The organism is Aeromonas jandaei (genome assembly GCF_037890695.1).
In the GTDB taxonomy this organism is placed as follows: Bacteria; Pseudomonadota; Gammaproteobacteria; order Enterobacterales; family Aeromonadaceae; genus Aeromonas; species Aeromonas jandaei.
The window spans coordinates 43,049-68,984 of record NZ_CP149571.1; the positions used below are offsets into that span (position 1 = coordinate 43,049).

The following is a 25,936-nucleotide window of genomic DNA, read 5'->3' on the forward strand; positions in this document are numbered from 1 at the left end:
GGCAAAAAGGGAGTGTTGTATGGCGATATTGCTGCTTGATGAGGATCCTCTGCTGCGCAGCGCCATCATCCGGCAACTGACCGAACAGGGTGTGCTGGCCGAACATATTCACTACCACAACCACACAGAACATGGGCACAACGGCCTGCTTGCCCTGCTCCAGCAACAACCTTTTGATGCCATCATCTGCCAGCAGGACAAGCAGCAGGGGCTTGAAGGAGCCCGCCTGCTCCACGAGGCGCACTACCTCGGCCTGCTGCAACCCGGTTGCGTCCTGCTGCTGCTCGATGCCGACGCCAGCGAGCAGGAGTTTCTCCCCTCGGATCTCTATTTCTCCCTCTATCTGCCGCTCCCCTTTATGACCGGTCAGCTCGACGAGGTGCTGCGCCAGCTGGTGCACCTGAGCTCACTCACCCCCTCCCTCAGCGCCCCCATCGCCCTGCGGGAGTGGCAGATCGCTACCGCCACCTGTGAAGACCTGCTGTTCCAGCCGGAACATCGGGAGCTCAACCCCTGGCTGGATCGACTCAAGGGTTATCTGCTGCTGCAATCCGCCGATCAGATGGCAGCCGCCCAGCACTACGCCCTCTGCGCCAACGAATACCGCACCAACTGGCCCCGAGCCGGCCTCTTCTACGGCCTGCTCGGGCTGGGAAAACTGCAGAGCGCACTCACCGATCTGCAGCGCCATCAGGATACCTTGCCGCTGGCCATCAAACGGGAGCTGACGCTGGCCAGCCAGCTCCATCAACATCAGTGGCAAACCGCCTGGGGCACGCTGCAGGAGCTGCAAAAAATCCGCCCCCACCAGCCACGCTGGCACCAGCTGGCCATGCTGCTGGGATTGATCTTGCAGGATGAGGATAAGGTTCTGGAGCAGGTCCACAGCCTCAATCTGCGCTATTTCGGTGAGCTGCATCCCCGCCAGTCGCTGGAGAGCTTCATGCTGAGCGCGGCGCTGGCGGTGCTGTGGCAGAGCCCCTCTGCCAACCGGATCCGCTCCCTGATGCAGGAGTGGGTTCACCTCAAGCGCACCGTGACCCTGCAGGCGCACGAGTACGAGCTGCTGCAGGCGCTGAAACTGGGGCTGGAGTACCGCTTCGACGAGGCGTTGATCCTCATCTCGCACCATCAGCCGGATCAGGCAAGCACCAGCCATGTCACCCTGCTGCTCGGCTTTGCCGTCAGCCAGTTCTGCGGTCTGCCGCACCATGCGAGCCGCTACCTGACCCAGCTATCCGAATATCGCATCCGGGTCGCCCCCCATCCCCTCACCCGCCAGCTCTTTCACCATCTGGTGAGCGAGCTGGGCGTGCGCCTGACGGCCCGCGAGCAGCGCCTCACCGAGCTGCGCCAGACCCGCCACCGGGCGATGCAAAGTGGCGACCACCAACTGGCACTGCAGGCAGGATTGCAGTTGCAGGAGGAGTTCCCCGCCCTGCCCGGCGATGCCTGGCAACTGCTGGAGCTGCTGCAACACAGCTGGCCCGCCGGCATGGCGGCGCCCAAGGTGGCGCTGGTGGTGGATCGGCTGGAGCGGCGCCTGCGCCATAGCCCCGCCTTTCTGGAGCAGCACGGGGAGCAGTATCGCCAGACCCTGAACGAGATCCGCAGCCACCTGCAACCCAAGCTCTCCGGCAGCATGCCTGCGAGCAATGCCGGCAAGCCGCCGGCGTCATAAAGCCCAAGCGACCAGTGAGCCATCAACGAGAGAGGGGAGCCATGGCTCCCCTCTCTCGTTCCGGTTATCACTTCCCGTTCGGCCCCGGGCGGCCGGGGCAATTCAGAGTCCGTCCGGCGTCAGCGCAACCCGCAGAAAATCCTTCCAGCTGATGATGCCGACCAGAGCCCCGTTTTCCAGCACCGGCAGGCAGGAGACATTCTTCTCCAGCATCAGCTGCACGCCTTCGCGCACGGTGAGCTGGGGGGCGATGGTAACGGGGTGGCGGCTCATGATCTGGTGCGCCCGCTTGGTGAGGGTTTCGGTATCGCGGGTCATCTCGGCCTCGGAGTCGAGATAGGGGCTGATGGCGCGAAACAGGTCGCGGTCGGAGATGACCCCCACCAGCTCCCCCTCCTCCAGCACCAGCAGATGGCGAAAGTGGGCCTGCTCGAAGATATCCTTGATGACGCTGAGCCGATCATCCATCGACACGGTGGCGACCCGGGTCGTCATAATATCCCTGATAAGCATGCTAACCTCCCGTAACCAAACTGGTTTCTCTGTTATGGCATGTTTTTGTCATACCAGCCATAGCGAGCCGCGTGCCAAAGTGCAAATCTGCGCCTTTTCACGTAAGATCCGCGCCAGTTTTTCTCCTCCATTTTTGAGCAAGCAGATCCCACCCATGATAGTTGCCAGTCAAATCGAACTGATCCGCGGCGGCCGCAAGCTGCTGGACAACGCCTCCGCCACCATTCACCCGGGCCACAAGGTGGGTCTGGTGGGCAAAAACGGCTGTGGCAAGTCCACCTTTTTTGCACTGGTACGGGGGGAGCTGGCCATCGACAGCGGCAGCTTCAGCCTGCCCGCCGGCTGGCAGATTGCGGGCGTGGCGCAGGAGACCCCGGCGCTCGATTGCTCCGCCCTCGACTACGTGATCGACGGCGACAAGGAGTTCCGCGCGCTGGAGGCCGAACTCGCCCAGGCCGAGCAGGAGGACAACGGCCTGCTGGTGGCCGAGCTGCACAGCAAGCTCGACACCATCGGCGCCTACAGCATCCGCGCCCGCGCCGCCGAACTGCTGCACGGCCTCGGTTTTGCCGACGAGCAGCTCAGCTCGCCGGTACGCAGCTTCTCCGGTGGCTGGCGCATGCGCCTGAACCTCGCCCAGGCGCTGCTCTGCCGCTCCGATCTGCTGCTGCTCGATGAACCGACCAACCACCTGGATCTCGACGCCGTCATCTGGCTGGAGAAGTGGCTCAAGGGCTATCAGGGCACGCTGGTGCTGATCTCTCACGACCGCGATTTCCTCGACTCGGTCATCAGCCGCATCATCCATATCGAGAACGGCAAGCTCAACGAATACACCGGCGGCTACTCCGACTTCGAACTGCAGCGTGCCGAACATCTGGCCCAGCAGCAGTCGATGTACGAGAAGCAGCAGCGCGAGATGGCCCACATGCAATCCTATGTGGCAACCGCTTCCGCTACAAGGCCTCCAAGGCCCGTCAGGCCCAGAGCCGCCTGAAAGCGATGGAGCGGATGGAGAAGATCCTGCCCGCCCACGCCGACTCCGAGTTCAGCTTCGAGTTTCGCGAGCCGTCGGCCCTGCCGACCCCGCTCATCGCCATGGAGAACCTCTCCGCCGGTTACGGCGACAAGGTGATCCTCGAGAAGATCAAACTCAATCTGGTACCGGGTTCGCGCATCGGTCTGCTCGGTCGCAACGGCGCCGGTAAATCGACCTTTATCAAGATGCTGGCCGGCTCCAACCCGCCGCTCTCCGGCAAGCTGGAAGTGAGCGCCGGGGTGAGCATCGGTTACTTTGCCCAGCATCAGCTGGAGACCCTGCGTCTCGACGATACCCCGCTCGACCATCTGGTGCGCCTCGCGCCGGACAAGACCGAGCAGGAGCTGCGCAACTATCTGGGCAGCTTTGGCTTCCACGGTGACAAGGCCCTCGACAAAGTGGCCCCCTTCTCCGGCGGTGAAAAGGCGCGGCTGGTGCTGGCCCTCATCACCTGGCAAAAGCCGAACCTCTTGCTGCTCGATGAACCGACCAACCACCTGGATCTGGAGATGCGCCACGCCCTGACCATGGCGCTGCAAGGCTTCGAAGGGGCCATGGTAGTGGTATCACACGATCGCCACCTGCTGCGCACCACCACCGACGACTTCTATCTGGTACACGGTGGCCGGGTCGAGCCGTTCGACGGCGATCTCGACGACTACCACAAGTGGCTCGGCGAGCAGGAGAAAGAGGCCAACGCCAAGCCGACCGATGGCCCCGTCTCTGCCAACTCGGCGGTGGCGCGCAAGGATCAGAAGCGGCGCGAGGCGGAGTTCCGCCAGCAGACCCGTCCGCTGCGCCAGAAGCTGGAAAAGCTCGAAGCGAGCATGGAGAAGCTGCAGGGCAAGCTGGCCGACATCGAGAGCCAGCTGGCCAATCCGGCCATCTACGAGGAGAGCGCCAAGCAGAAGCTCTCCGAGCTGCTCAAGTCCCAGGGCCCCATCAAGGAGGAGCTGGAGAACGTCGAGATGGAGTGGATGAGCCTCTCCGAAGAGCTGGAAACCATGGAGCAGGAATTCCTTGCGTGACGAAATGCTGATGGCCCCGGAGCGGGTCGCTGCCGATGAACTCCCCTCCCCGCGCGGCTTCTGGCAGTGGAGCGGCGAGGTGTATGGCGCCCGCAGCCATGACTGGCTCACCGTGCAGGAGCTGGGGGGCAACGTCAATCTGGCCCTGCTGCTGCATCGCCTCGATGAGCTCGGGATCCCGGTCGACCTGCTCGACCTGCAGCCCGCCCTGCTGCAAACCGAAGCCGTGCTGACCCCCTGGCGCGCCCTGCGCAAAAACGCCAAGGGGCGGCTCGGCGAATCCGAATATCAGGCCATGCTGGCCCACGAGCTGGAGCTGGAGCGGCTCCAGCAGGGGGTGCTGCTGCAAACCCTGCGCAGCCTCACCCTGGTGCGCGGCAAGAGCCAGAATCTGTTGAACTATCTATCGCTACTGGGGGCCACGCAGGGCCCCCTCAGAGACCTAATATGCTGAGTTATCGCCACGCCTTTCACGCCGGCAACCACGCCGACGTGCTGAAACACACCGTTCAGGCCCTGATCATCGAGTCCCTCAAGAAGAAGGAGAAACCCTTCATCGTGCTGGATACCCATGCCGGCGGCGGTCTCTACGACCTGCGCGGCGAGTGGTCGCAGAAGAAGGCGGAGTATGCCGACGGCATCGGCCGGCTGTGGGACGAGCGCGGCCAGTGGCCCGCCATGGCCCCCTATTTCGCCGTTATCGACGAGATGAATAGCGATGGCCAGCTCCACTACTACCCCGGCTCGCCGGAGCTGTCGCGCCGCCTCACCCGCGCGCAGGACAAGCTGGCGCTGATGGAGCTGCACAACAACGAAGTGGAAGACCTGCGCGCCAACATGGGTTACGACCCGCGCGTCGCCGTCCACCATCGTGACGGCTTCGAGGGGCTGGTCGCCCTGCTGCCGCCCACCCCGCGCCGCGGGCTGGTGCTGATCGACCCGCCCTATGAGCTCAAAGAAGATTACTTCGCCGTGGTCGATACCCTGAAAAAGGCGCAGAAGCGCTGGGCCACCGGCATCTACGCCCTCTGGTATCCCATTCTGGGGGAAGAGGCGGACAAATCCCGCGACATGCTGCGCGCCATCAAGCGCGAGAACTTCGGCAATGTCCTGGTGGCCGAGCTGGAAGTGGCCGGTCAGACCAAGGATTGGGGCATGAACGGCTCAGGCATGCTGATCATCAGCCCGCCCTGGATGCTGGACGAGCAGATTGAAGCCTTCCTCAAACCCCTCTGCGCCAAGCTGGCGCAGGGCGCCGGTGCCCAATACAAGGTCGAGTGGCTCAACAAGGTCGAAGAGTAAGCCCGCTCCGGCGCCCGGTCAACGCGCCAGCGAGACGATCAGCCAAGCCGTTCACAGTGGCGGCATGGCCAGCAAAGAGAAGCCCCGTTCAGGGGCTTCTTGTTTTTTACCCGCCACCGCTTTTACCCGCCGACACTTTTCCCCACTAACTGTTTTCCTCACCAATGGCCACGCGCCCCACCTGCACACCAGACCAGCCGTTATTGATTAATTAGTTGATCTGGCTCAGGAATTCCCCGCATCACCCTTTCCCTTGGCCAAGGGGCCGGTACTATAGCCAATTGGCAATACGAGCCTCGTCGGAGTCACCCCATGAGCCATGCCAGCCACACCCCGTTGGTTAAAAGCAGCAGACTGGAGGCTGTAATTCAGGGGCGGTAGCCATACCAATTCCCCCTGCATGCCCAGCCGGTGACTCATCCACAACATCCAAATCAAGGTGGTGTATGGAAACACAAACACTGCATCGGGGTCGTTTGATCGACCATATCCAGCTGGTGGTAAAAGATTTGGCCGCCAGCGAGCGCTTTTACACGGCCATTCTCGCCACCCTCGATATTCCACTGGGCGGTACCGGCGATAGCTACTTCTGGGCCGACGAACTGTTTGTCACCTCTGTCGATAGCCCCGCCGCGCTGGGCGTGTTGACCGGTCGCCACCACCTCGCCTTTCAGGCAAAAGATCGCGCCATGGTTGATCGCTTTTATCAAACCGCGCTGGCCCACGGCGGCCAAGATAACGGCGCCCCCGGCGAGCGTAATTATCACCCCGGCTATTACGCCGCCTTTGTCCTCGACCCGGATGGCAATAATATCGAAGCGGTTTATCACGGCGAGGCAACGCGTAGTGCTAGGTCGGTGGAGATTCGGTTTTAGCAAGAGGGCGGTGTAATAATGGGTAGGACGTATAATGACGTCACTAGATAATGATGCCCAACGCAAAAGAGTGAGCATAAAAATATTTATTCACAGCCAATGCTTTCACTGTTTTTTCTATACAGCCATGTATATTTATGGAAAATAATGACTAAAGCGAACACATTCAGTGCCAATGCTGTGCCCCCTTTAATTTAAAATGTCATTTATCACCGCATATATCAGACTGGTGTAGAGTTAGATGGAAGACGGTATTAATGTGTTAGTACCGTCCTCCATCTAATCACTATTGGGTATCTGAATAATGACTAAGCGCCAAATTGCAGTTGGTCATCTACGTGTAGAAAAGCCTTTGCACGTAATCGCGAAAGAAATGGATGTGTCATTCCAAACAATAGTTCGCTACATGAAGCTACAGGTTGCCGAAGGTGGTGTAACAGCCTCAGAGGTGTTCTTCGGAATTGATCCATCACATCGAGATTTACTTCACAATCTGTTAGAAAGATCTGATGGCAAAGCCACCAAGTCATATTACCGAGATGCAGCAGCTCAAGAAATATCTTGGGACGAAGCAAATCTCTACTGGGCTATGGCTTTCTCGACAGCAAATCGCGGAGACATGTACGAACGAATTGCAGATCTCGAAGTCGGTCTTCATCAACATATTAAAGATATTCTCATCAAAGAGTTTGGCGATTCTGAGTCGGCTTGGTGGCGAAACGGCGTTCCACTACCTGTTCGAAAAGCCTGCGTCCAAGCCCGAGAAGAAGATGCCGAACCTGTAGATAACCCGTTCGCCTATACAACTTTCATCCACCTGTCGGAAATCATCGAAAAGAACTGGAAATTGTTCTCTGTAAATCTTCCAAAATCATTCGTTGCAAATAAGCAAAAACTTCTTACAGACCTCAAGAAACTGAACTCAATCAGAAATGCTGTTATGCACCCGGTCAAGGGAAAGTCGTGGGACCAAGATGATTTTGCCTTTGTTGGTAAATTGCTCTCCGAGTTGAGTCTCTATGCACAGAAAACAGGGAAGGCATCGACACTAATTCACCGAACAGTCGTATTCGGTGCGCATCGCTAAGAATTTGTCATGTACGACATATGCCCAGCTCGTAGGTTCGAATAGCGCAGCGTATTCGGACAATCGCGAATAAACCGGCAAAAAAATCCTGAAAATCCACTATCGCTATAGCAAACGTTCCTGACGAGGTGGAGATCCTCTGCCATTCGCTTATTAAGTGAGTTTTATTTTTATCCAGTTGGAATAAACCATGAAATATTCATTAAATTGGCAACAACCATTACTCTCCATGAGCAAGCGGTTCTTTATATTTATCACATTAATTTTTGCCGGGTTTGTTGCCCTCAGTACATACAAAAACCAACTCGACATGGAGTTGGGTTATTGGCTCTTTTACCAATATTTAAAAATCCTGCTAGTATCCTTCGTTGTATTGTTCGCAATGACTCAGGCGTCCCGATTGTTTTCTGTCGAATTAAGAAGTGATGATGTGGTAGGTAGAAACCGCTTCTTCCGAAAAGTCTCCATACCCTATACAGAGATGACCGGTGTGAGCATGGAAATGTTACTAATAGTAAATTGTCTGGTTATTCGCACCAACAGTCGCAAGAAAATTTATGCACCTTTTGACTTGGATGGCTTCTCAGATTTTTCGAATGAAATAGATGTTAGACTACAAAATAACAAAACGCTTAAAAACAATGCGTAACCAACTCCATTTTTATATTTTGAAGTTAATCCCAATGCTTATTATCATTCCACCGTTTAACCTCGCATGAAAATCTCATGGAGATATCATGAAAATTTCTGAAGTCGCCGAGATAACAAATATTTCTATTCATACGCTACGATATTATGAGAAAGAAGGACTATTACTGGATATCCGCAGGAATGAATCAGGTCAACGTATTTTCGATAAAACAGATATTGAATGGTTAACCTGGATTAAACGTTTAAAGTCTACCGGAATGCCGCTAGCGGAAATAAAATCATTTGCCAAGCTACGCCAAGCCGGTTCTACAACCTTGTCAGAAAGGAAGTCTTTGCTTGTCGCTCATAAAACCGACCTTGAACAAGAGATAGCAAGACTCAATGATGAACTGAATATTGTGATCTACAAAATAGATGCCTACGACCAAAAAATGCTTGACCTAGAGTGAACTCGAGGGATTAACGTACAGATTCCACTGACAAGGAGTCATTTATGTTTAATCCCGGTTATTACATTACTGCCGAACTAAAGGTCAAAGTTCCTGAAAACATCAGTAAAGCTCGCCAGCACTTGAAAAAACTTTGCGAAGAGACACTAAAAGAACCTGGTTGCTCTATTTTCACACTTCATCAATGCGTAGATGATAAGCGCCGTTTCTTGCTGTGGGAAAGATTTAACAGTGAAGATGACTTCAAATTTCACTTTGAGCAACCTCATACGCAAGAATACCTGAGGCAGGATTTGACAGAGGTGGTGCAGTACTTTGTCACTGATGTGCCCGTACCGCTCTAATTATCACCTGACATCGGCCTCCAGCCGATGTCAGGCATAACGATTCGCTACAACCAACAACAAGTGATTCCACAACCACTACGGAAACTCACGAAGCTTTATCATAAGGCGCACACCTTTCTGGCTAACACTCATCCATCCACAACAGTCACGACCCTCTTATTGGTTGCAGCCCGTAGGTTTGAATAGCGCAGCGTATTCGGACAATCGCGTATAACCCCCGAGATAAACAAGGATCGGAAGATCCCCTTGTGGGGCTTGTATCACTCACCCTGATGCAACCCAAGGCTCGTCGGTGCCACTATAAGCTGGATTTATGGGTTTTCCGATTATGACCCAATTTTTGCTTATAGTGGCTAGCGCCAGCCTGAAAGCGCCCACTTACCGGCCGCTGGGCGCTTGTCATATACTCTTCCGTTCTTATGACACGCCGGGGAGGCGTTGATATGCAGTCACAGACTCACACCTTTATCGTCAATGGCAGTGCGCAGCCCTGCCTGCAGACGGGCAGCGGCGAGCCGCTGTTGCTGATCCATGGCGCGCTGGCCAACCACACCCTCTGGCTCGAACATATCGAGCTGCTCTCGCAGCACTACACCGTCTATGCCCCCACCCTGCGCCACTTTGGCGAGGCGGGTAGAGAGGGGCCGTTTGGTCTTGAGACCCATGCCGGCGATCTGCTTGCCCTGCTGGAGCAGTTGCCGTGCGGGCCAGTGCATCTGGCGGGCTGGTCATACGGGGCGGATGTCGCCCTGACCGCCGCCCTGATGGCGCCCGAGCGCTTTCGCTCCCTCTGTCTGGTGGAGCCGGGTTGCCCCGGCGCCCTTGATGAGCAGGGTCTTGCCGCCTTTATGGCCGATGCCGGCGCCATGTTCGGCCCGCTGTTTGCACAGGTGCAGGAGGGCAAGTTGCCACAGGCGGTCGCCAGCCTGATCGATGGCTCGGGTGGCCGCGGCGGCTATTTTGCCAGCCAGCCCGTCAAGTGGCAGCAGGCGCAGCTGGCCGAGGCCGCCAGCCTGCCCAAGCAGTTGAGCCAGAGCGAACGCCCCGACTGGTCGCCCGCACGTCTTGCCACCCTGACCCTGCCCGCCTGCGTGATGCTGGGAGCGGCGACCCGCCCGCTGTTCGCGCTGGTCGGCGAGGCTCTGGCCGCACAGCTGCCACACTGCCAGCTCAAGCAGATCGAGGGGGCCAACCACCTCTACCCCATCGAACAACCCGCCGCCTTTGCCAATGCCTTGCAGGAGTGGCTGACCAGCCAATCCGCCGCCCGCTAGGTCGCCACCGGGAGGGGATGCGGGCGCACTTGGCTCTCGTATCTCCCCGGCAAAGGCGAACCTCTTCACACTTGTCACATCTGGTTACCATTGCGTGACAGTAATGCTTGTAAGCCGACAACTACATCCGTTATCAATAGCCGCTCGATGACTTCCTGATACTCCGGATTGGCTATGTTCGCTCGCTTTCTGCTGTCGGGTCTGGCGCTGCTCGCGCTCCTGGCACTGCTGCTCAAATCCCTGCTGCTGTTCTGGTCGCCCGCCAGCTTTGCGGTGCTGACCACCCCTCAACAACTTGAGGCGCTGTTGTGGGGCTTTCGCTTCGACCTGGCGGCGGCGGCCCTGCTGTGGGCACCGATCGCCCTGCTCTGCTGGCTGGCGGTGCGGCTCGGGCTGCGTCGCCTCTCCTGGCTCTGGTGGTGGGTTCCGGCCATGGTGCTGGCAGGGTTGCAGGTGGCCGACCTGATGTATTTCGCCAATTCGGGACGCCATATCAGCTATGAGCTGGGCGAGGTGACCCGCGAGGCTGGCAGTCTGCTCACCACCGCCCTCAAGCAATACCCTCTGCTGATGGTCGCAACCCTGGCTGGTGCGCTGGCCAGCGCCCTGCTGTGCCGCCGCCAGCTGCGCCTGCCGGCGCGCATGACGCTGGCGAAGACCGAGCTGCCACTGCTGCTCACCTTTGCCATCGCGGTGCTCTGCGTGCGCGGCTCCCTGACCGATCTGCCGATGAAGCCGGATCGCGCCTACGCGATCGGCAATCCCCAGCAGGCGCTGCTCGCCCTCAACCCCGTCTACGCCATGCTGGTCAGCAGCAGCTCCGCCGACGAGACCGGCGGCAGCACGCCGCTCTATCAGCAGCTGCCGCCACCCGCGGCGCAGCAGCTGGCGACGCTGGCACAGCTCGATAGCCACGCCCCCTACCAACCGCCGCAGCGCAAGATGAACGTCATCCTGATGCTGCTGGAGAGCTGGCCTGCCGAGCTGATGCAGAGTTACAACCCGGCTGCGCCCAATGTCACCCCCCATCTGGATGCGCTGCACCGCGAGGGGCTGCGCACCGATGGTCTGATCGCCGGCGGCCGTCGCACGGTGGAGGGGTTCTTTACCGCCCTCTGCTCCTATCAAAATCCGCTGGAGGCGGGCATCCCCAATACGCCGCTGCAGGATCAGCACTACGAGTGCCTGCCCAAACTGTTGAGCGACGCGGGCTGGAGCACTGCGGTCTTTCAGGGGATGCACAAGGGGGAGACCGGGCAGCTGGCCCAGCAGCTGGGGACACAGGCATCCTACGGCAAGCTGGAGATGCCCGCCGCCGAGGTGGAGCAGAACAGCTGGGGCTATCAGGACCCGGATCTCTACCGCTTTATCCTGAGCAAGGCGCGCGCGGAGTCGCGCCCCTTCTTCTACATGGTGAACAACACCACCACCCACGATGACCAGCTGCCGCCGGGCGAGCCCTGGCTGTTTGGCGACCGGAGCAGCGACGAGCGGCAGATGAGCGTGCTGCACTATGCCGACAAGGCGCTCGGCCGCTTTATCGAGGAGTTCAAGCAGGCCAACCTTGGCCCGACCCTGTTCGTCATCACCGCCGATCACACCGCTGGCGAGCGCAGCGGCCATATGGGGCGGTACTGGATCCCCTTCCTGATGTTCGCCACCGATGGTTCCATCGTCCCGCGCCATCAACCGGGCATCGGCGCTCAGCAGGATATCGCACCCACCATCCTCGACCTGCTGGGGGGCAAGGCGCCCTGGTTTACCGGCCACTCGCTGCTAAGCGAAGCGCCGCGCGGGGGGATCTATGCCGCCAGCGGCACCATAGGGCGAGTCTACGGCGAGCAGATCGTCGAGTACCCGATGCACGAGCCGGACAAGCTCACCTGCTTTAACTGGAAGGCAGACCTGCAACTGCACCGGCCGCAGCCTTGCGACGAAGCGGCGGCACGCGAACGGGATTTCAGCTGGGCCACTACCTGGTATCAGCAGAGCCTGTTGTTTGACGGCAAGTCGCGCGCCTATGGCCAGCTCGCGCCAGCCAGCCTGCTCTCTCCGCAACTGGCCGATCAGAGCGCCCCAGCCACTGCCACGACTGCGGGAGTTGACCCACACAGCAAGGCTGACAACGCCAAGAGCTGAGCCAACCCCAAGCAAAAAGCCCGCATCATGCGGGCTTCTTTGTATCTGTTGCCAGTCTGGCCGTTATTGACCCTGGCTGGCCAGCTGCGCTGCCAACTTCTGTCACGCCGGCAACCGAGCCGGAAAACAGCCATAAAAAAATCCGGAGCCACAAGGGCTCCGGTCTCTTGCTCAAGGCAGTATTTGCGGTACTCGCCCCGGATACTGTTTGATAACCGACCAGGGCAGAAGGCTCCACTCGGTCAGTTCACAGTTACGCTCGACACGAGGAAATGAAGGGTCCAGCACTATCCCCTTCTCAGTCATATACCAAGAGGCATACTCCCAGACCGACGGATCTGCATAATTGCACCCTTCCGGATCTGGAACCATCTCGTTGGGATAAAGACGCTGGAACTCTTTTACAATCCAGGGCGCCAGAGACTTTGCCTTGTAATCAGATTCTGCTGGGTCGTATGACTTCTTATCGAACTTAACCGGAGCACCCCTACCCACCCAGAGCAGGTCTTCGAGTGTCAGCACCTCTCCTGTGGCAACATTAATGTTCAATGGCGAATCACCAAAATCAGGGTGTGCACCGCCGCAAAAATAACTGGTAAAAATACTGGCGCTGAGCAAGTTCGGACTGATCAGATGGGGTGTAACCGTCTGGTCAAATTCCCCACCCATCGGGGAACTCATACATTGGAAATAACTGGCGACCTCGCTCCATTGACTATCTGCCAGCATATGATTGAGCTTCCCAAGCTGCTCCGCCGGTAGCCCTGATGTAATGCGAAAATGCGTAATATTGCTTTGCGGCTCTTGTAGCCATTGCAAGCCATAACCCTGAAATGTCTCGCTCTTGTTCGTCTTGAATGAGAGTCCCTCAAGGCGCAAGAGTTCATAAGGATTACGCTGACGCCAGCCGGCAAGCACCGGATCAGGTATTTCAATGGCGCGGCCATCGACTACCGTCAATACGATGGAGAGCCGTTTTTTGCCGACCCATTCGCCACGCAGCCCATTACCGGCTCGCTCGAGGCGCATGGCAACCTTTTCGGGTTCTGAGTTATCCCATCCTTCAGAGAGCAACAGACTCTTGCCCTCCCACTTGCCCGACAGGGGAATATCCTTTCGATACTTGCGGTAGAAATATCGCCCGCTGACCGTGCCATCTGACGATGCATCCAGGGTCATCACTACCGGCATCCGCCCTACTTTGCCCTGATACACCTCGCCAGCCTGCGCAGCCATGGCCAGCAGCAGACAACCCAACCCCAACAAAAACCTCGTTATCACGCTTATCTCCCGTATTGTGACGACGACGTCCATCCTCACTCAGCCCATTCATCAGAACGACCCATTAAGTTCTCGCTCACCGAAAGGGCAAACTGTAGATGAAAAAAAACCGGAACCATACGGTTCCGGTTTTCATCATGCCAACGCAAGCGCTAGCAAAACAAGCAATTAAGCCTGGTTCTTAACTTCTTTCAGACCGCGGAAAGGAGCTTTGGCACCCAGAGCTTCTTCGATACGGATCAGCTGGTTGTACTTGGCAACACGGTCAGAACGGCTCATGGAACCGGTCTTGATCTGGCCAGCAGCGGTACCAACAGCCAAGTCGGCGATGGTAGCGTCTTCGGTCTCACCGGAGCGGTGGGAGATGACGGCAGTGTAGCCAGCGTCTTTGGCCATCTTGATGGCAGCCAGAGTTTCGGTCAGGGAACCGATCTGGTTGAACTTGATCAGGATGGAGTTGGCGATGCCGTTGTCGATACCGCGCTTCAGGATCTTGGTGTTGGTTACGAACAGGTCGTCACCAACGATCTGGATTTTCTTGCCCAGTTCAGCAGTCTGGTAGGCGAAACCTTCCCAGTCAGATTCGTCCAGGCCATCTTCGATGGAGACGATCGGGAACTTGGTGGTCAGTTCAGCCAGGAAGTCGGAGAAACCGTTGGAGGTGAAGACACGACCTTCGCCTTTCAGGTTGTACTCTTTCTTCTCTGCGTCGTAGAACTCGGAAGCAGCGCAGTCCATAGCCAGGGTGATGTCGGTGCCCAGTTTGTAACCGGCAGCAGCAACGGCTTCAGCGATAACTTCCAGCGCTTCGGCGTTGGATTTCAGGTTCGGAGCGAAACCACCTTCGTCACCAACTGCAGTGTTGTAGCCCTTGGACTTCAGCACTTTGGCCAGGTTGTGGAACACTTCTGCGCCCATGCGAACGGCTTCTTTCAGGGTCTTGGCGCCAACCGGCTGGATCATGAACTCCTGGATGTCGACGTTGTTGTCGGCGTGCTCACCACCGTTGATGATGTTCATCATCGGCAGCGGCATGGAGTAAACACCCGGGGTGCCGTTCAGCTCGGCGATGTGGGCGTACAGCGGCATGCCTTTGGCAGCAGCGGCAGCTTTGGCGTTAGCCAGGGAAACAGCCAGGATGGCGTTGGCGCCGAACTTGGATTTGTTCTCGGTACCGTCGAGGTCGATCATGATCTGGTCGACAGTGGCCTGGTCCTTGGCATCTTTACCCAGCAGAGCTTGAGCGATCGGGCCGTTTACGGCTTCGATGGCTTTCAGCACGCCTTTACCCAGGAAACGGCTCTTGTCGCCGTCACGCAGTTCCAGCGCTTCGCGGGAACCGGTGGACGCGCCAGACGGAGCGGCTGCCATACCAACAAAACCACCTTCCAGGTGAACTTCGGCCTCAACGGTCGGGTTACCACGGGAGTCGATGATTTCACGACCGATCACTTTAACGATCTTGGACATGTGTATTTCCTCAGGTTTCGTAAAAAAACAACAAAAATATGCCAAAAAAAGCGGCTGTGGCACAGTGCCCCAACCGCATTTATTTTCAATTACTTCAAATTACGCTTCTGATACTCGCCTGCCGCCTTCACAAAACCGGCGAACAGGGCGTGGCCATCACGAGGAGTTGAGGTGAACTCCGGGTGGAACTGCGCGGCCACGAACCAGGGGTGATCCGGGATCTCGATGATTTCCACCAACTTCTTGTCAGCGGAGAGACCGGTCACTTTCAGACCGGCTGCCTCGATCTGCGGCAGCAGCTTGTTGTTGACTTCATAACGGTGGCGGTGACGCTCGTAAATGGTCGGGCTGCCGTACATCTGACGCACCTTGGAATCTTCGACCAGGTGGCAGAGCTGGGAACCCAGACGCATGGTACCGCCCAGATCGGACTTCTCAGTACGGGTCTCGATATTGCCCTCTTCATCAACCCACTCGGTGATGAGGCCGACGACCGGGTACGCGCAATCTTTCTTGAATTCGGAGGAGTGAGCCCCTTCCATGCCCGCCACATTGCGAGCGAATTCGATCATGGCAACCTGCATGCCGAGGCAGATACCCAGGTAGGGGATCTTGTTCTCGCGGGCATACTGGGCAGCCAGGATTTTGCCTTCCACGCCGCGCTCACCGAAGCCACCCGGCACCAGGATCGCGTCCAGACCTTCCAGCAGCTCGGAGCCACGGGTCTCGATATCCTGAGAGTCGATGTACTTGATGTTGACGGAGTGGCGGGTCTTGAGACCACCGTGCTTGAGCGCCTCGTTGACGGACTTGTAAGCGTCCGGCAAGGAGACGTACTTGCCGACCATACCGATGGTTACTTCACCAGTCGGGTTGGCCTCTTCGTAAATAACCTGTTCCCACTCGGACAAGTCAGCTTCTTTGCACTCCAGACCGAAACGCTCGGTGAAGTAGGAGTCCAGATTCTGGGATTTCAGCAGTGCCGGGATCTTGTAGATGGAGTCGACGTCTTTCATGGAGATGACGGCGCGCTCGGGCACGTTGCAGAACAGGGCAATCTTGGCGCGCTCGTTGGCCGGAATGGCACGGTCGGAGCGGCAGATCAGCACATCCGGCTGGATACCGATGGAGAGCAGCTCTTTGACGGAGTGCTGGGTCGGCTTGGTCTTCACTTCACCGGCAGCGGCCAGGTAAGGAACCAGAGTCAGGTGCATGAACATGGCATTGTTGCGACCCACTTCGGCAGCCAGCTGACGAATGGCTTCGAGGAACGGCAGGGACTCGATGTCACCTACGGTACCGCCCACTTCGACGATGGCAACCTGATGGCCTTCGGCACCGGCAATCACCCGCTCTTTGATGGCGTTGGTGATGTGCGGGATAACCTGAATGGTGGCGCCCAGATAGTCACCACGACGCTCTTTACGCAGTACGTCGGCGTAGATGCGGCCGGTGGTAAAGTTGTTGCGACGGGTCATCTTGGTGCGGATGAAACGCTCGTAGTGACCCAAATCCAGATCGGTTTCGGCCCCGTCCTCGGTTACGAACACTTCACCATGCTGGGTCGGGCTCATGGTGCCCGGATCCACGTTGATGTAGGGGTCCAGTTTCATGATGGTCACATCCAGACCACGGGCTTCCAGAATGGCTGCCAGAGAAGCTGCGGCAATGCCTTTGCCGAGGGATGAAACAACGCCACCAGTAACAAAAATATATTTGGTCGTCATGCTGAACCTGAAAGAAGTTTAGGGAATTTTAAGGGGTGCTTCGGGGATGAAGCAGGACGGGGAAACAGTATACCAAAAACCCCTCTCCCAAACAATGAGCAAAAATCTATCAGGCTCCTTGCCGCCCCATCTTGCGCCAAATCAACTTTGCTCGGTTTCCTTCGCCTTGTTCCAGGCAGCATCAAGCTTTTCGAGGGTGCAATCGCTCATTTTCAGCCCTTCTGCGGCGATTATCTGCTCAACCTGACGAAAGCGACGCTCGAACTTGGCGTTGGCGCCCCGCAGCACCTGCTCCGGATCCTTGCCCAGATGACGCACCAGATTGACGGTGGCAAACAGCAGATCGCCGAGCTCGTCGCTCACCCGCGCCTCATCCACATCGACCATCAACACCTCTTCCATCACCTCGTCGATCTCCTCGTGTATCTTGTCCACCACCGGCCCCAGGGTTTTCCAGTCAAAACCGACGGTGGCACAGCGTTTCTGGATCTTGGCGGCACGGGTCAGGGCCGGCAGCGAGAGCGGGATATCGTCCAGCACGCTCTCTTTGTCGAGGGCCGCCCGCTCTTTGGCTTTTTCTGCTTCCCAGTTCGCTTTTACCGCCTGCTCGTTGGCAAGGTCGGCATCCGAGAAAACATGGGGGTGGCGGCGAATGAGCTTTTCGCTCACCGTATCGACGATATCGGCGAAGTCGAACAGACCACGCTCTTTACCGAGCTGGGCGTAAAACACCACCTGAAACAGCAGGTCACCCAGCTCCCCTTTCAGCCCCTGCCAATCTTCGGTCTCGATGGCATCGGCCACTTCGTAGGCCTCTTCCAGGGTGTGCGGCACTATGGTCTGGAAGTTCTGTTTCAGATCCCAGGGGCAGCCGTTTTGCGGATCGCGCAGGCGAGCCATGATGTCGAGCAGTTGGGGCAGATCGTAACGTTGGGGCATGGGATATTCGCTTGTTGATTCGTACCGCAGGGGCAAAACAGTGACCGACCTGGCGGTCGGTCACAAGTTGGTTCTTGATGACAATCAGAGGCGCTTGGCGCTAATGACGTCATTGAGCTGACTGAGCTTGGCCAACGCCCGGTTGAAGGCGTTGATATTGTAGATCTCCAGCTCCATGTCGATCTCGGCGGTCTGCTCGCGCACGTTGGAGCGTGAGCGTACCCCCATCACATTGATCTTCTCGTTGGCCAGCACGGTAGTGATGTCGCGCAGCAGGCCGGAGCGATCATTTGAAATGATCCGGATGGTGAGGCTGTAGCCGCCGGAGTAGTTCTCGCCCCACACCGCATCGATCAGTCGCTCGGGGTTGCGACGGGAGAGCTCTTTCAACTGCTCGCAATCTTCACGGTGGATGGAGACGCCGCGCCCCATGGTGATGAAGCCCTGAATGGCATCGCCCGGGATCGGCTGACAGCAGCGGGCGATATGGGTCATCAGGTTGCCGACCCCTTCCACGACGATGTGATCCTTGGGCTTGTGGCGCATCGGCGCATTGGCCTTCTGCTCCAGCCTCTCCAGCAGGCGACGATCTTCCTCTTCCGCCGTCGGCTTGTTGTAGCAGGTGTCGAGATAGTTGAGCACCTGGTTGATGCGGATATCGCCGCTGCCGATACCAGCCAGCAGATCGTCGGTGCTCTCCAGATTGAAGCGGCGCAGCATGTTGCCCTTGTCGATCTTGGACATGCTGAGGTTGTGGCGATCCAGCTCCTTCTCGAACAGCTCGCGACCGGCCACGATATTCTTGTCCCGATCCAGCTTTCTGAACCAGGTCGCTACCTTGGCACGCGCCCGGCTGGAGCGCAGGAAGCCGGCGTTGGGGTTCATCCAGTCGCGGCTCGGGTTCGGCTCCTTCTGGGTGATCACCTCCACCTGATCGCCGGTCTGCAGCGCATAGGTGAACGGCACGATGCGGCCGTCAATCTTGGCGCCGATGCAGCGGTGGCCGATCATGCTGTGAACGTGATAGGCAAAGTCGAGCGGAGTGGCACCCGCCGGCAAGTCGATGACATCCCCTTTCGGGGTGAAGACATAGACCCGGTCCTCGAACACCTGACTGCGCAGGTCTTCCAGCAGCGAGCCGCTCTCGGAGAGATCCTCCTGCCAGGCGAGCAGCTTGCGCAGCCACTCGATCTTGTCTTCGAAGGTGTTGGCCTTGCCGCCAGCCTGCGGACCCTCCTTGTAGCGCCAGTGGGCAGCGACGCCGAGCTCGGCATCCTGATGCATCTGGTCGGTACGGATCTGGATCTCGACCGTCTTGCCCTCCGGCCCCACCACAACGGTGTGGATCGACTGGTAGCCGTTGGGTTTGGGGTTGGCGACGTAGTCGTCAAACTCGCGGGGAATGTGGTGGAAGTGGGTGTGAACGATGCCGAGCGCCGCATAGCAATCCTGCAGCCGCTTGGTCACCACCCGCACCGCACGCACGTCGAACAGCTCGTTGAATTCGAGGTGCTTCTTCTGCATCTTGCGCCAGATGCTGTAGATGTGTTTCGGCCGGCCGTAGACCTCGGCCTCGACCCCCGCCTCTTTCAGCGCATCGCGCAGGGAGCGCACAAACTCCTGAATGTAGCGCTCCCGATCGAGCCGCTTCTCATCCAGCTGTTTGGCGATCTGCTTGTAGGTTTCCGGGTGCAGGTAACGGAAGGCGAGATCTTCAAGCTCCCACTTGAGCTGACCGATACCGAGCCGGTTGGCGAGCGGCGCATAGATGTTGGTGATCTCCTGGGCCATCAGCACCCGGGTCTCTTCATCCGCCTTTTTCGCTTCCCGCAGGCAGGCGATCCGCTCGGCCAGCTTGATGACCACGGCACGCACATCCTCGACCATGGCGAGCAGCATGCGGCGCACATTGTCGACCTGCTCTGGCGAGGTTTCGCTGCGATGGAGGGTCTGCAGGGAGCGGATGGCCTCCATCTCCAGCACCCCTTCCACCAGCTTGGCGATCTTGGGCCCGAAGTCCTCGTCCATCCGCTCCTGGCTGATGAGACCGGCTTCGACAAAGGGGTAGATGATGGCGGCCTTGAGAGTACCGAGATCCATGCTGAGCATCAGCAGGATGCCCACCATCTCGATGCCGCGCACCAGCAGCTTGCTGGTGAGGGCCTCGTCGCCCAACGTCAGGCAATACTGGTAGACGGTTCGCAACTGCTCCTTGTCACTGTCACTCAGGGTGAGCGAGCTGACCCACTCCTCCAGGGTGAAGTTGTCTTTCAAATGAATATCGCGAACCGCAACCATGGTATCAATCCTTTAAAGTGTTTGGCCGAAAGTAGTCACTTTCACCCCTTGTGAGATCGCCTCAAATGGGGATTTCCGGAGAGGGTTTCAAGGCGTATTGTCAAAAAAGACAATAGGTCTCTCCGGCAGGCCCAGCCGAATTACGAGGGGCTAGGTTACCCCAATCACGTCTGCTCAAACAGCTTCAGTTCAGGTTGCTGATGAGCACTCGCTAGCCCCGTTCGAAGAGGGCCATGGACTCCAGATGACCGGTGTGGGGGAACATGTCGAGCATGCCCAACCGCACCAGTCGATAACCGCCCTTCACCAGCACCTGGCTATCGCGCGCCAGCGTCACCGGATTACAGGAGACGTAGACCACCCGCTTGGGTGAAAGTTTCACGACGTGCTCCATCACCTCCAGCGCACCGGGACGAGCCGGATCCAGCAGTACCAGATCGAATCCTTCCCGCGCCCAGGACATGCCGACGATATCGCCGCTCAAGTCCGCCTTGTAGAAACGGGCATTGCTGATGCCATTGCGACGGGCGTTCTCTTCGGCGCGCGCCACCATGGCCAGCTCCCCTTCTACCCCCACCACTTCGCGGGCCTGACGGGCCAGCGGCAGGGTAAAGTTGCCGATGCCGCAGAAGAGATCGAGTACCTTGTCATCCTTGCCCGCCCCAAGCCATGAGAGCGCCTGATCGACCATCTGCTGGTTGACGGGGCCGTTGACCTGAATGAAGTCACCCGGAGCAAATGCAAGAGACAGGCCATCCAGCGAGTAAGAGGGCTCGAACTGCTGATGCAGCGGCACTATCTTGTCGTCAGCCGCCTGCAGATAGAGGTCGATACCCTGCTCGGTTGCAAACTCCACCAGCTGCGCCCGATCCGTCTCGTTGGGACGACCGGTATGACGCAGCAGCATCATGATCCCCTGCTCCGCCTGGATCAGTTCGGTATGACCCAGCTCACGCTGGCTCTTCAAGCGATTGAGGCACTCGCGCAGCGGCGCAATCAGTGCAGAGAGCGGTTCGGCCAGCACCGGGCACCCTTCGATCTCCACCAGATCATTGCTGTTGCGGCGACGAAAACCGACCCGGGTGCAGCGACCGTTCTTGTCGAATTTGATGGCCAGTCGGCAGACCCGGCGATAGGCACGCTCCTCGCCAGTCAGCACCGGCTCCAGTGCCGGCGCACTGATATTGCCGAGACGCTCGAACAGATTGACCAGTCCGGCCGCCTTGGCTGCCTGCTGATCCGCCACCGACATATGCTGGGCGCTGCAACCACCGCATTCGCGGTAGTGGCTGCAGAAGGGGGCAATGCGGTTGGCGGCTGGTGTCACCACCTGTTGCAGAGCGGCATGGCCATACTGCTTTTTGTCGTCAGTGATGCGGGCCTTGATGGTCTCGCCGGGTAGCGCCCCTTCAACGAAGATCGCCTTGCCTTGATGACGCCCGATCCCGACACAGTGGTGATCGAGGGTGTCTACCGTAAATTCAATGCGTTGGGGCTGGGTGGATTTCTTTTGGGGCTTGAAAAACTGGGCCATAAAACTTGGTGCCTATAGGTGGCTATGTCATGATTGTGGAATCTGCAGCAGGCTATTGTCCCACAAGAATAATAGTATGACCAAATACGGCCTTCGGGCGCGGGTGCTGGCATTTACCATATTACCCACCTTGATCATCGGTGGCCTGATGGCCGGCTACTTCACCTTCCATCGCTACCAGCAGCTGGAAAACAACCTGATCGATCAAGGGATCAACATCATAGAGCCACTGGCCATCGCCAGTGAATATGGTATGACCCAGCACAGCCGCGAATCCCTCAAGCGGCTGATTGGTCTGACCCATCGAAAGAACTCGCCGCTCATCAAGTCCATCGCCGTCTTCACTCAGGACAACCAACTGTTCGTGACGTCCAACTACCACAGGGACTTCACCCGGTTGCAACTGCCCGATGGCGAGCCGATTCCGGAGCTGACCAGCATCACCCTCTACGGTGACGACATCATATTGCGCACCCCGATCCAGGCCGAAACCACCATGGATGGCTTCCCCCTGCCCAGCGATGTAGAGCCGCCGATGATCGGTTACATCTCGATGCAGATGACCACGGATCGCGCCATGCTGCTCCACTACCGCGATACCTTCTTCGCCATCATCATGGTGCTGCTCGGGGTCGCCGTCAGTACCCTGTTTGGTTTCCGGCTGGTCAAGAGCGTGACCCAGCCCATCACCAACATGGTGCAGGCGGTGCACAAGATCCGGGAAGGGCGGCTCGACACCCGGGTCAGCGGCGAGCTGACCGGCGAGCTGGACATGCTGAAAAACGGCATCAACGCCATGGCCAAGGCGCTCTCCGAATATCACGAGGAGATGCAGCAGAATATCGATCAGGCCACCTCGGATTTGCGCGAGACGCTGGAGCAGATCGAGATCCAGAACGTCGAGCTCGACATGGCCAAGAAGCGGGCGCAGGAGGCGGCAAGGGTCAAATCGGAGTTCCTCGCCAACATGTCCCACGAGCTGCGCACTCCACTCAACGGCGTCATCGGTTTTACCCGCCAGCTGCTCAAGACCAGCCTCACACCGAGCCAGACCGACTACATGCAGACCATCGAGAAGTCGGCGCGCAACCTGCTTGGCATCATCAACGACATCCTCGACTTCTCCAAGCTGGAGGCGGGCAAGCTGCAGCTGGAGCATATCCCCTTCAGCCTGCGCGACACCCTCAACGAGACCATGCACCTGCTCGGCCCCAGCGCCCACGACAAGCAGCTGGAGCTCTCTTTGCGGGTCGATGCGGATGTCCCCGATACCCTCACCGGTGACCCCATGCGTCTGCAGCAGGTGCTGACCAACCTCACCGGCAACGCCATCAAATTCACCGAGCGCGGCAACGTGGATGTTCATATCGAACAGCTCGGCAGCAGCAACCACAAGGTGAAGCTCAACGTGCGGATTCGGGATACCGGTATCGGCATCTCGGAAGAGCAGCAGCGCCAGCTGTTCCAGGCTTTCAATCAGGCCGACTCCTCCATCTCGCGCCGTTATGGCGGCACCGGCCTGGGTCTGGTCATCACCCAGAAGCTGGTGCAGCAGATGGGTGGCCAGATCCGCTTCGAGTCGGAGCTGGACAAGGGCTCAGTCTTCTCTTTCAGCCTGGATCTGGAGGTCTCTCCCCTGCCCCAGACCGATCAGCTGCCGCTGGATCGCATCCACAACAAACGGCTCTGGCTGCTGGAGCCGGACCCTTTGCTCGCGCCGCACTGCTGGCGCTGCTGGCCGAGTGGCAGCTCGATGTGCAACTGCTGACAAACGACGCCCCCTGGCCAGAGATGAGTGAACAGGACATTGTGCTCATTGGCAGCAGCACCCTGCATACTCCGCAACAGGTGCTCAGCCGACTCGACAGCCTGAGCGGCCAGCAGCAGAACACCATAGTGCTGCTCAGCAGCCATGAACCCGCGCTCTACGAGGCGATGCTGACTCACGGTGCCCAACACTGTCTCTCCAAGCCGCTCAACCATCGCAAACTGCTGCACGCTCTGCTCACCCCGGAGGCGAGCCGCCAGCAGCTGCCGGCCCAGCCATCTGCTCGCCAGCTGCAACCGATCAAGGTGCTGGCGGTGGATGACAACGCCGCCAACCTCAAGCTCATCGCCGCCATGCTCCGGGAGATGGTGACTCAGGTCGTGCTCTGCAAGAACGGCAAGGAGGCGGTCAAACAGGCCCAGAGCCAGCCGTTCGACATCATCTTCATGGATATCCAGATGCCGATCATGGATGGCATCAGCGCCACCCAGGCGATCCGCAGCCAATCGCTCAATACCGAGACGCCGATCGTCGCGGTGACCGCCCACGCCATTCCCGGCGAGCGGGAGCGCCTGATCCGCCAGGGGATGGATGACTATCTGGCCAAGCCCATCGACGAGAGCATGCTGGCCAGACTCATCACCGACTTTGCCCATCGCCGTCACCAGATCGTCGGCGATCAGCAGATCGACTGGGCGCTGGCGGTGCGTCAGGCGGCCGGCAAGGAGGACCTGGCCAGAGAGATGCTGACCATGCTGCTGGCCAGTTTCGACGAGGTGGAGCCTGTGCTGGATGCCGCCCTTGCCGGTGCCATCGACGACAGTGAAGTGCTGGCCCAGCTCCACCGTCTCAACGGCGGCTGCGCCTACTCGGGCGTGCCCGGCCTGCAGCGACTGCTGTCACAACTGGAGCAACAGCTGCGTGACGGCGTGCCAGTCAGCGAGCTGGAGCCCGAGCTGCTGGAGTTGCAGGATGCCCTTGAGCTGGTGCGCCAGGAGGCACCACGTTACCTGAGCTAAGCCAGACTGGTTCACGCCCGGAGATATCGTTCCCCCGCTTTTTCTGACGCGGGGGCCGACAGATGGTAAAGTTGCGCCGTTTAAACAGGAGTCAGCATGACCAACAACGATATTCTGCGCCGCCTGCGCTACGCCCTCGCCATCAGCAACGACGAGATGGTCGAGATGTTTGCCAAGGGCAATCTGGCCATCGACCATGCCCAACTGCACGGCTGGCTGATGAAAGAGGCCGAAGAGGGAGAAGTGCAGGAAGCGGGCTATGCCGCCTGCCCCGACTCCGCCCTGAGCCAGTTCCTCGACGGTCTCATCGTCACCCGCCGCGGAGTGCGGGAAGATGCGCCGCCCCAGGTGGTGCCAAACCGGATCAATAACAACCTGATCCTGCGCAAGCTGCGCATCGCCCTCAACTTCAAGGAAGAGGATATGCTCGCGACCCTCAAGCTGGCGAACTTCAACCTCTCCAAATCCGAGCTGAGCGCCCTGTTCCGCTCCAAAGATCACAAGCACTATCAGGATTGCGGGGATCAGATCCTGCGCAACTTCCTGCTCGGCCTCACCGCCAAATACCGCAGCTAACTGCACCGCTCAACCGGCAGGCCAGCAGCCATGACGAAGCGCCTCTCCATCACACTGCCCAAACGTCGAGCAGTCAGGGGATGGCGCATCGTCGCATCGCTGCTTCTCGGCACGCTGCTTGGCTCTTTGCTGCAAGGCTGCAACCAGCAGAGCTACCAGCTCTCCACTCGCTATCAGAGCGCCAACCAGAACGAGCGGATCGCCTTTCTTATCCTCCACTACACCGACGAGGATGACGCCCACTCCCTGCGCCTGTTGACAGAGCCGGAGCACAAGGTGAGCGCCCACTACCTGATCCCCCGAGACAGCAGTGACAGACCGCTCCCCGTCTATCAGCTGGTGCCGGATAGCCAGCGTGCCTGGCATGCCGGGCGCAGCCGCTGGCACCAATATGCCGGGCTCAATGCCAGCTCGCTTGGCATCGAGATCGTCAACCTCGGTTATCCGCCGGAAGATGAGCAGCTGGCCCCCGATGCCCGCCGCTGGCAACCCTATACCCCGCAGCAGATTGCCGCCGTCGGTGCCCTCAGCCGCAAGCTGGTCGACCGTTACCGGATCCCGCCGACCCAGGTGCTGGCTCACAGCGACGTCGCCCCCGAGCGCAAGCAGGATCCCGGCCCCCACTTCCCCTGGCGTCAGCTCTATCTTGAGTACGGCGTCGGCGCCTGGCCAGATGAAAGCCGGGTGGCTGAGTTGCTGGCCAGCCCCTTGCCCCACTGGGATGCGGCCATGTGGCAGCAGCAGCTGGCTCGCTACGGCTACGGCCTGTCACAAAGCGGCCAGTGGGACGAGCAGAGCCGCTCCGTCATGCGTGCCTTCCAGCTCCACTTTCGCGCCGGCAACGTCGATAGTGAGCCGGACAGCGAGTGTCAGGCCATCCTGATGGCCCTGCTCGAGAAGTACCCAAACTAGCCCACCCTTTCACCACTTCCCTCCCCG

19 protein-coding genes and 2 pseudogenes are annotated in these 25,936 nt (G+C 58.7%); 14 read left to right on the forward strand and 7 right to left on the reverse strand.

The annotated features are described in order from the left end of the window. Nucleotides 1-19: 19 nt before the first annotated feature. On the forward strand, nucleotides 20-1,681 hold the full coding sequence (locus WE862_RS00215) for a hypothetical protein (protein WP_042030496.1): 1,662 nt from the start codon (nucleotides 20-22) through the stop codon (nucleotides 1,679-1,681). A gap of 102 nt (nucleotides 1,682-1,783) precedes the next feature. On the opposite strand, the gene WE862_RS00220 is transcribed toward WE862_RS00215, so the two are convergent. After that, on the reverse strand, nucleotides 1,784-2,194 hold the full coding sequence (locus WE862_RS00220; protein ID WP_033113757.1) for a CBS domain-containing protein: 411 nt from the start codon (nucleotides 2,192-2,194) through the stop codon (nucleotides 1,784-1,786). A 154-nt stretch (nucleotides 2,195-2,348) separates the two neighbouring features. Between WE862_RS00220 and WE862_RS00225 the strand changes: the two are divergent. The 10 genes and pseudogenes from WE862_RS00225 to WE862_RS00270 all read left to right on the forward strand — a co-directional run bounded on the left by WE862_RS00225 (nucleotide 2,349) and on the right by WE862_RS00270 (nucleotide 12,385). Then, a pseudogene (locus tag WE862_RS00225) lies at nucleotides 2,349-4,261 on the forward strand (ABC transporter ATP-binding protein). Then, the gene (locus WE862_RS00230) at nucleotides 4,254-4,715 is read left to right on the forward strand and encodes a DUF2390 domain-containing protein (protein WP_033113755.1); all 462 of its coding nucleotides are present in this window, start codon (nucleotides 4,254-4,256) and stop codon (nucleotides 4,713-4,715) included. The pseudogene WE862_RS00225 and the gene WE862_RS00230 overlap by 8 nt, the downstream one beginning before the upstream one ends. Continuing rightward, nucleotides 4,709-5,563: a 23S rRNA (adenine(2030)-N(6))-methyltransferase RlmJ gene (locus WE862_RS00235; RefSeq protein ID WP_042030492.1), complete on the forward strand. Its 855-nt coding sequence runs from the start codon at nucleotides 4,709-4,711 to the stop codon at nucleotides 5,561-5,563. Before WE862_RS00230 ends, WE862_RS00235 begins: the two co-directional genes overlap by 7 nt. Nucleotides 5,564-6,009: 446 nt before the next feature. Then, nucleotides 6,010-6,438 (forward strand): VOC family protein, encoded by a 429-nt coding sequence (locus WE862_RS00240; RefSeq protein ID WP_042030491.1) that lies wholly within the window; start codon nucleotides 6,010-6,012, stop codon nucleotides 6,436-6,438. Between the two features lie 304 nt (nucleotides 6,439-6,742). Next, nucleotides 6,743-7,525, forward strand: coding sequence for a hypothetical protein (locus tag WE862_RS00245; RefSeq protein WP_156128686.1), 783 nt, complete (start codon nucleotides 6,743-6,745; stop codon nucleotides 7,523-7,525). Nucleotides 7,526-7,715: 190 nt separating this feature from the next. Beyond that, nucleotides 7,716-8,174: a hypothetical protein gene (locus WE862_RS00250; protein WP_042030488.1), complete on the forward strand. Its 459-nt coding sequence runs from the start codon at nucleotides 7,716-7,718 to the stop codon at nucleotides 8,172-8,174. Nucleotides 8,175-8,262: 88 nt separating this feature from the next. Beyond that, nucleotides 8,263-8,625, forward strand: a complete 363-nt coding sequence (locus WE862_RS00255; protein ID WP_042030487.1) for a MerR family transcriptional regulator — start codon at nucleotides 8,263-8,265, stop codon at nucleotides 8,623-8,625. Between the two features lie 44 nt (nucleotides 8,626-8,669). After that, complete coding sequence (locus tag WE862_RS00260; protein WP_042030486.1) at nucleotides 8,670-8,969, forward strand: putative quinol monooxygenase; 300 nt, start codon at nucleotides 8,670-8,672, stop codon at nucleotides 8,967-8,969. Between the two features lie 446 nt (nucleotides 8,970-9,415). Next, nucleotides 9,416-10,246, forward strand: coding sequence for an alpha/beta fold hydrolase (locus tag WE862_RS00265; RefSeq protein ID WP_042030484.1), 831 nt, complete (start codon nucleotides 9,416-9,418; stop codon nucleotides 10,244-10,246). Between the two features lie 174 nt (nucleotides 10,247-10,420). After that, nucleotides 10,421-12,385, forward strand: coding sequence for an LTA synthase family protein (locus tag WE862_RS00270; protein ID WP_042030483.1), 1,965 nt, complete (start codon nucleotides 10,421-10,423; stop codon nucleotides 12,383-12,385). 171 nt (nucleotides 12,386-12,556) lie between these two features. Here the strand turns inward: WE862_RS00270 and WE862_RS00275 are convergent, their stop codons facing one another. The 6 genes from WE862_RS00275 to rlmD form a co-directional block, all read right to left on the reverse strand. Further along, a complete protein-coding gene (locus WE862_RS00275) occupies nucleotides 12,557-13,699 on the reverse strand; it encodes a DUF3298 domain-containing protein (RefSeq protein ID WP_042030482.1) in 1,143 nt (380 codons plus the stop codon). A 135-nt stretch (nucleotides 13,700-13,834) separates the two neighbouring features. Beyond that, a complete protein-coding gene (gene eno / locus WE862_RS00280; RefSeq protein WP_042030481.1) occupies nucleotides 13,835-15,136 on the reverse strand; it encodes a phosphopyruvate hydratase in 1,302 nt (433 codons plus the stop codon). Between the two features lie 89 nt (nucleotides 15,137-15,225). Beyond that, nucleotides 15,226-16,863, reverse strand: a complete 1,638-nt coding sequence (gene pyrG, locus WE862_RS00285) for a glutamine hydrolyzing CTP synthase (protein WP_033113091.1) — start codon at nucleotides 16,861-16,863, stop codon at nucleotides 15,226-15,228. 141 nt (nucleotides 16,864-17,004) lie between these two features. After that, complete coding sequence (mazG, locus tag WE862_RS00290; RefSeq protein ID WP_042030480.1) at nucleotides 17,005-17,802, reverse strand: nucleoside triphosphate pyrophosphohydrolase; 798 nt, start codon at nucleotides 17,800-17,802, stop codon at nucleotides 17,005-17,007. Between the two features lie 84 nt (nucleotides 17,803-17,886). After that, a complete protein-coding gene (relA, locus tag WE862_RS00295; RefSeq protein WP_040068329.1) occupies nucleotides 17,887-20,100 on the reverse strand; it encodes a GTP diphosphokinase in 2,214 nt (737 codons plus the stop codon). Nucleotides 20,101-20,311: 211 nt separating this feature from the next. Continuing rightward, nucleotides 20,312-21,634 (reverse strand): 23S rRNA (uracil(1939)-C(5))-methyltransferase RlmD, encoded by a 1,323-nt coding sequence (gene rlmD, locus WE862_RS00300; RefSeq protein WP_042030479.1) that lies wholly within the window; start codon nucleotides 21,632-21,634, stop codon nucleotides 20,312-20,314. 76 nt (nucleotides 21,635-21,710) lie between these two features. Here rlmD and barA point away from each other — a divergent pair. The 3 genes and pseudogenes from barA (at nucleotide 21,711) to WE862_RS00315 (ending at nucleotide 25,909) form a co-directional block, all read left to right on the forward strand. After that, nucleotides 21,711-24,421 (forward strand): annotated as a pseudogene (gene barA / locus WE862_RS00305) (two-component sensor histidine kinase BarA). Between the two features lie 96 nt (nucleotides 24,422-24,517). Further along, the gene (locus WE862_RS00310; protein WP_042030476.1) at nucleotides 24,518-24,997 is read left to right on the forward strand and encodes a DUF1456 family protein; all 480 of its coding nucleotides are present in this window, start codon (nucleotides 24,518-24,520) and stop codon (nucleotides 24,995-24,997) included. Nucleotides 24,998-25,027: 30 nt separating this feature from the next. Continuing rightward, the gene (locus WE862_RS00315; RefSeq protein ID WP_082035429.1) at nucleotides 25,028-25,909 is read left to right on the forward strand and encodes an N-acetylmuramoyl-L-alanine amidase; all 882 of its coding nucleotides are present in this window, start codon (nucleotides 25,028-25,030) and stop codon (nucleotides 25,907-25,909) included. Nucleotides 25,910-25,936: the final 27 nt, after the last annotated feature.